The 5,195-nt window shown below is 61.2% G+C and carries 2 protein-coding genes; both read left to right on the top strand.

The window, feature by feature from the left end; translation table 11 throughout:
* The first annotated feature begins 225 nt into the window (after positions 1-225).
* On the top strand, positions 226-1,260 hold the full coding sequence (gene tdh / locus VJR68_RS08070) for an L-threonine 3-dehydrogenase (RefSeq protein ID WP_324147160.1): 1,035 nt from the start codon (positions 226-228) through the stop codon (positions 1,258-1,260).
* A 241-nt stretch (positions 1,261-1,501) separates the two neighbouring features.
* Complete coding sequence (locus tag VJR68_RS08065) at positions 1,502-5,161, top strand: DUF748 domain-containing protein (protein ID WP_324147159.1); 3,660 nt, start codon at positions 1,502-1,504, stop codon at positions 5,159-5,161.
* Positions 5,162-5,195 lie beyond the last annotated feature (34 nt).

Raw genomic sequence — 5,195 nt, 5'->3', positions numbered from 1 at the left:
CGGCGTGGACAGAGCCACCGTCAACAGGGCGCGACGCATGCGAAACACGCCTTGTTGGCAACCGCCGGCAATGCACGGCCATGAAGTGAAGAAGCGCTCGACCATAGATAGCGGCGACCAGCCGGACATGTCGGCGAATTCCGTTGTCATGCCGCAGCGCGTCAGACATCCGCTGTAGGTGCGACTTTATAATACGCACTTCCCCGCCCCTGGATGTCGTTCCCCATGCCGCAAACGATGAAAGCCCTGGTCAAGCGCCTGCCTGAAAAAGGCATCTGGATGGAAGAAGTGCCGGTGCCCGAGGTTGGCCCGAACGAGGTGCTGATCAAACTGGAAAAAACCGCGATCTGCGGCACCGACCTGCACATCTACAAGTGGGACGAATGGTCCCAGCGCACCATCAAGCCCGGTCTCACCATCGGTCATGAATTCGTCGGGCGCATCGTGGACATCGGTCCGGGCGTGACCGGCTACAAAGTCGGCGACCGTGTCTCCGCCGAGGGCCATATCGTGTGCGGCCACTGCCGCAACTGCCGCGCCGGCCGCCAGCACCTGTGCCCGAACACCGTTGGCATCGGCGTGAACCGCAACGGTGCGTTCGCCGAATACATGAGCATGCCGGCCTCCAACCTGTGGCCGATTCCAGACCAGATTCCGTCGGAGCTGGCCGCGTTCTTCGATCCGTACGGCAACGCCGCGCACTGCGCGCTGGAATTCGACATGGTCGGCGAAGACGTGCTGATCACCGGCGCGGGCCCGATCGGCATCATCGCTGCCGGCATCGCCAAGCACGTCGGCGCACGCAACGTGGTGGTGACCGACGTCAACGACTACCGCTTGAAACTCGCCGCCGACATGGGCGCCACGCGCGTGGTGAACGTATCGAACCAGTCGCTGAAGGACGTGATGAAAGACCTGCACATGGAAGGCTTCGACGTGGGCCTGGAAATGAGCGGCAACCAGCGCGCCTTCAACGACATGCTCGATTGCATGTACCACGGCGGCAAAGTCGCGCTGCTCGGCATCCTGCCCAAGGGTGCCGGCATCGACTGGGACCGGGTGATCTTCAAGGGCCTTACCCTGCAGGGTATCTACGGCCGCCGCATGTACGAGACCTGGTACAAGATGACCCAGATGGTGCTCACCGGCTTTCCGCTGCAGAAGGTGCTGACACACCAGATTCACATTGACGACTTCCAGAAAGGTTTTGACCTGATGGATGCGGGCACCTGTGGCAAAGTGGTCTGTTCCTGGCATTGATGCGTAGGTTGGGGTGCGAACCCCAACATCCCGTATACACGGACATCTCGATGTTGGGGGTTCGCACCCCAACCTAGCGGCTGAGTCAACCAGAACCCCTACAAGGCGCCTACGCAATTCCTACACCGCACGCTACACTCCGCCGAAAGCGTGCCGACATGAACTTCAAGCTTGGGGAAAGTGCACGGCTTGCAGTGCCGGCACGGTCGGTCCGCGATGTCACGTAAGGAGCATCGACGGCATGACAAACCGGAACCTGTCACCCAACGCCTTGATGAAGGCCGGCCGCGAACGCGCCATCGGGTTGTATCGCTCGCGCCGCATGCGCATCGCCGCGCTGGTGATCGTCATCTTCCTGGTCATCGTCGGCCTGTTCGGCTTTTTCATCGCGCCCGGCATCATCAAGAACCAGCTCCAGAAGCAGCTCGCCACCCAGCTTGACCGGCCGGTCACCATCGGCACGATCCATCTGAACCCGTACACGCTGCGGCTGACGGTGGACAAGCTGCACGTCGGCGAGCGCGACAGCAGCACGCCCTTCATCGATCTCGATCAATTGGTGGTGAACGCATCGTGGAGTTCCGTGTTCCACCTGGCGCCAGTGCTGGACGAACTGACGCTGCAGCATCCGCAGATCCATATCACGCGCAGCGGTCCGCAGACCTTCAATTTCACCGATATCGTGCAACGCTTTGCATCGAAGCCTTCCGACCCGAATGCGCCGCCGACGCATTTCGCGGTCTACAACATCAGTGTGCACAACGGCGACATCAGCTTCGACGACAAGGTGCAGAATGCCACGCACCGTGTGGATCAGCTTGAACTGGGCGTTCCGTTCATCGCCAACCTGCCGCACGACGTGAACGTCTTCGTGCAACCGCTGCTGGCCATGCGCGTGGACGGCAGCCCGCTGCGCATCCAGGGCCAGACGAAGCCGTTCGCCAGCAGCCGCGAATCGGTGATCAGCTTCAACATGGATCACCTGGACCTGGCCAAATATCTGGCCTACGTGCCCACGCCGTTGCCGGCCGATATTCCCAGCGGCCAGCTGTCGGGTACGCTCGATATTCACTTCGTGCAGGCACAACCGGCGCCACAACTGCTGCTGCAAGGCACGCTGCAGGTCGACAACTTGGCGATGACCACGCACGAGCATGCGCCCATGCTGGAACTGGGACATGGCGTCGCGACGCTGCAAGACGTGCAGCCGCTGCAGTCCCGCTATCACTTCAGCAGCATCCAGCTCGATCACACCGCCCTGCACTACACCAAGCAGCAAGGCGGCAGCACGAACTTCGATGAATTGCTCGGCAAGCATGCACCACCGCCGAAACCCGGTACGCCGCCTACCGATGCGTTGATCGGCACGCTCGCGCTGCAAAACAGCACGCTCGACTATGCCGACCTCAGCGGTGCCACGCCCGCGCGTCTGCCATTGGAAAACATGCAAGGCACGATTCGCAGCCTCTCCACGATCTCCGCCCAACCTGGCGTCGTCGATCTCACCGCCGGCCTCGCCGGAGGCAGCCTGCATGTCGCCGGCAACCTCTTTATGCACGCCAGCCGCTTTGAAGGGCAGATCAGCGCCAGCCACGTTGGCATCCAGCCGCTTGCGGCCTTTGGCCCAGCGCTGAACGCGCAGATTGCCAGCGGCACGCTGGATGGCGACACGCATCAAAAAGTGGATTGGAGCGGCACGCTCGCGTTGACCATGGACGACAGCAAGCTCGCCGTCAACGATTTCGCGCTGACGCAACGCGACCACAAGCCAGTGGCATGGCAGACGCTCACGGTGGGCATCCATCATCTCGATCTCGGCAGCAGTACCGCCCAGCTGGGCGACGTAACGCTGCATGGCTTGAAGATCGATGCACAGCGGCTGAAGAACGGCAACGTCGATCTCACCACGCTGACAAAACCGTCGCCCCCCGTAAAAGGCAAGCAGACCGCATCGCCCGCATGGCATTGGAGCATCGCGCATCTGATCATCGACGGCAGCACGTTTGCGTTGGCCGATCCAAGCTTGCCCGCCAAGCGCGGACGCATCGAAGTCGCCGCCGATAAATTCGGCCTCGACAATCTTTCCGACGACATGCGCAAGCCGATCAAGCTGGATCTGAGCGGCGGTATCGGTCACGGCAAATTCAAGGTGGATGGCAATCTCAAGCCCGAACCGCTGGACGCCGATCTACGCATCGTGGCAACAAAGCTCAACGTGGCGCCCTTCGCATCGCTGGTGCAGGTGCCCTTGAACGTCAACCTCGACAGCGCGCAACTCAGCGCGAACGGACGCATTCACTACCACGATCACAAGCCGCAGCCGCTGATGGCCTATCAGGGCCGCATGCAGTTGAGCCGCGTGCGCGTGCAGGACAAAGTCACTGGAGACGATTTCCTGCGCTGGAATTCCGTGGCGATCAACGGCATGCAAGTGCAGATGGGCGGCAATGCGCCCAAGATCGAGCTCGGCGCCATCGCGCTGGATGATTTCTACGCGCGCGTGATCGTCAACGCCAACGGCAGGCTCAACCTGCAGGATGTCATATCCAATCCCGCCCAGGCGCCGGTGTCCGTGACACGCGAGCAGGTTGGCCCTGCGCCCGCTTTGAGCGTGCCGCCACCACCCGAGAAAGAATCCTCACGCGCACCCGGCGGCGGCACCACGACCACGGCAACCATCGCCACTACCTCCACGCCCACGACGCCGCCCGCAGCCATCCACGTCGGCCAGATCACACTGGCCAATGGCAATCTCAATTACACCGACAACTTCATCAAGCCGAACTACACCGCCAACATCACGCAACTCGCCGGCAAGATCGGCGCGTTCGGCACCGACACCACCGACAAGCCTGCCGACGTCACGCTGCAAGGCGAGCTGGATGACAACTCTCCGGTGGCCATTCAAGGCTCCATCAATCCACTCACGCCAATGGCGTTCCTCGACATCAAGGCCACCGCATCGGATGTGGAACTCACACACCTGACGCCCTACTCCGGGAAATACGCCGGCTACCCGATCACCAAGGGCCGGTTGACGATGGACGTGCATTATCAGCTCGACCAGAACAAGTTGAATGCCGACAACCACATCGTGCTCAACCAGCTCACCTTTGGCGATCGCATGGAAGGTCCCGGCATCAGCCATTTGCCGGTGAAACTCGCGGTGGCGCTGCTGCGGGATTCCAATGGCAACATCGATATTCATGTACCCGTCTCCGGTTCGCTCAGCGATCCGGAATTCAGTCTTGGCGGCGTGATCTGGCAGGCTTTCGTGAATGTGCTCAAGCGCGCGGTGACCTCTCCCTTCCGCTTACTCGGTTCCATCGGCGGCGGCGGTGGCGGACAGGATCTCGGTTACGTCGAATTCGCGCCGGGTTCGGCGGTACTCGATGCGCCATCGCAGGACAAGCTTGCGCACGTGGTGGATGTGCTCAACAAAAAACCGGAACTCAAGCTCGATATCACCGGCCGCGTCGATCCCAGCGTCGACGAACAAGGCCTACGCGCCGTCACTGTCGACGACATGGTGCAACGAGAAGAAGCGGACGATATCGGCACCGCCGCGGCCAAAGCAGCGCCCGTAAAGCCGGGTACCGACGACTACAACAAATACCTGGCCAAGGCATACAAGCACGCCAACTTCAAAAAGCCGCGCGATCTGATTGGCCTGACCAAATCGCAACCGCCCGAAGAAATGACCAAGATGATGCAAGCCAACGTCACAGTTGATCAGGATGCGCTGCGTCACCTGGCTGAGCGTCGTGCCGATGCGGTACGCCAATACCTGCACGGCAAGATCGCCGACAACCGCGTGTTCGTGTTGGCGCCGAAACTGGATGCGAAAGGTATCGACGATAAAGGCAAGACAACGCGCGACGATTTTGGCTTGCACATGTAACCGCAGGTTGGGGTGAGCGGAACGCGAACTCCAA

Origin of the sequence: Dyella sp., from assembly GCF_035277725.1 — a bacterium.
Lineage (GTDB): Bacteria > Pseudomonadota > Gammaproteobacteria > Xanthomonadales > Rhodanobacteraceae > Dyella_B.
Note: the sequence above shows the minus strand (reverse complement) of the source record. Positions and strands in the feature narration are given on the sequence as shown.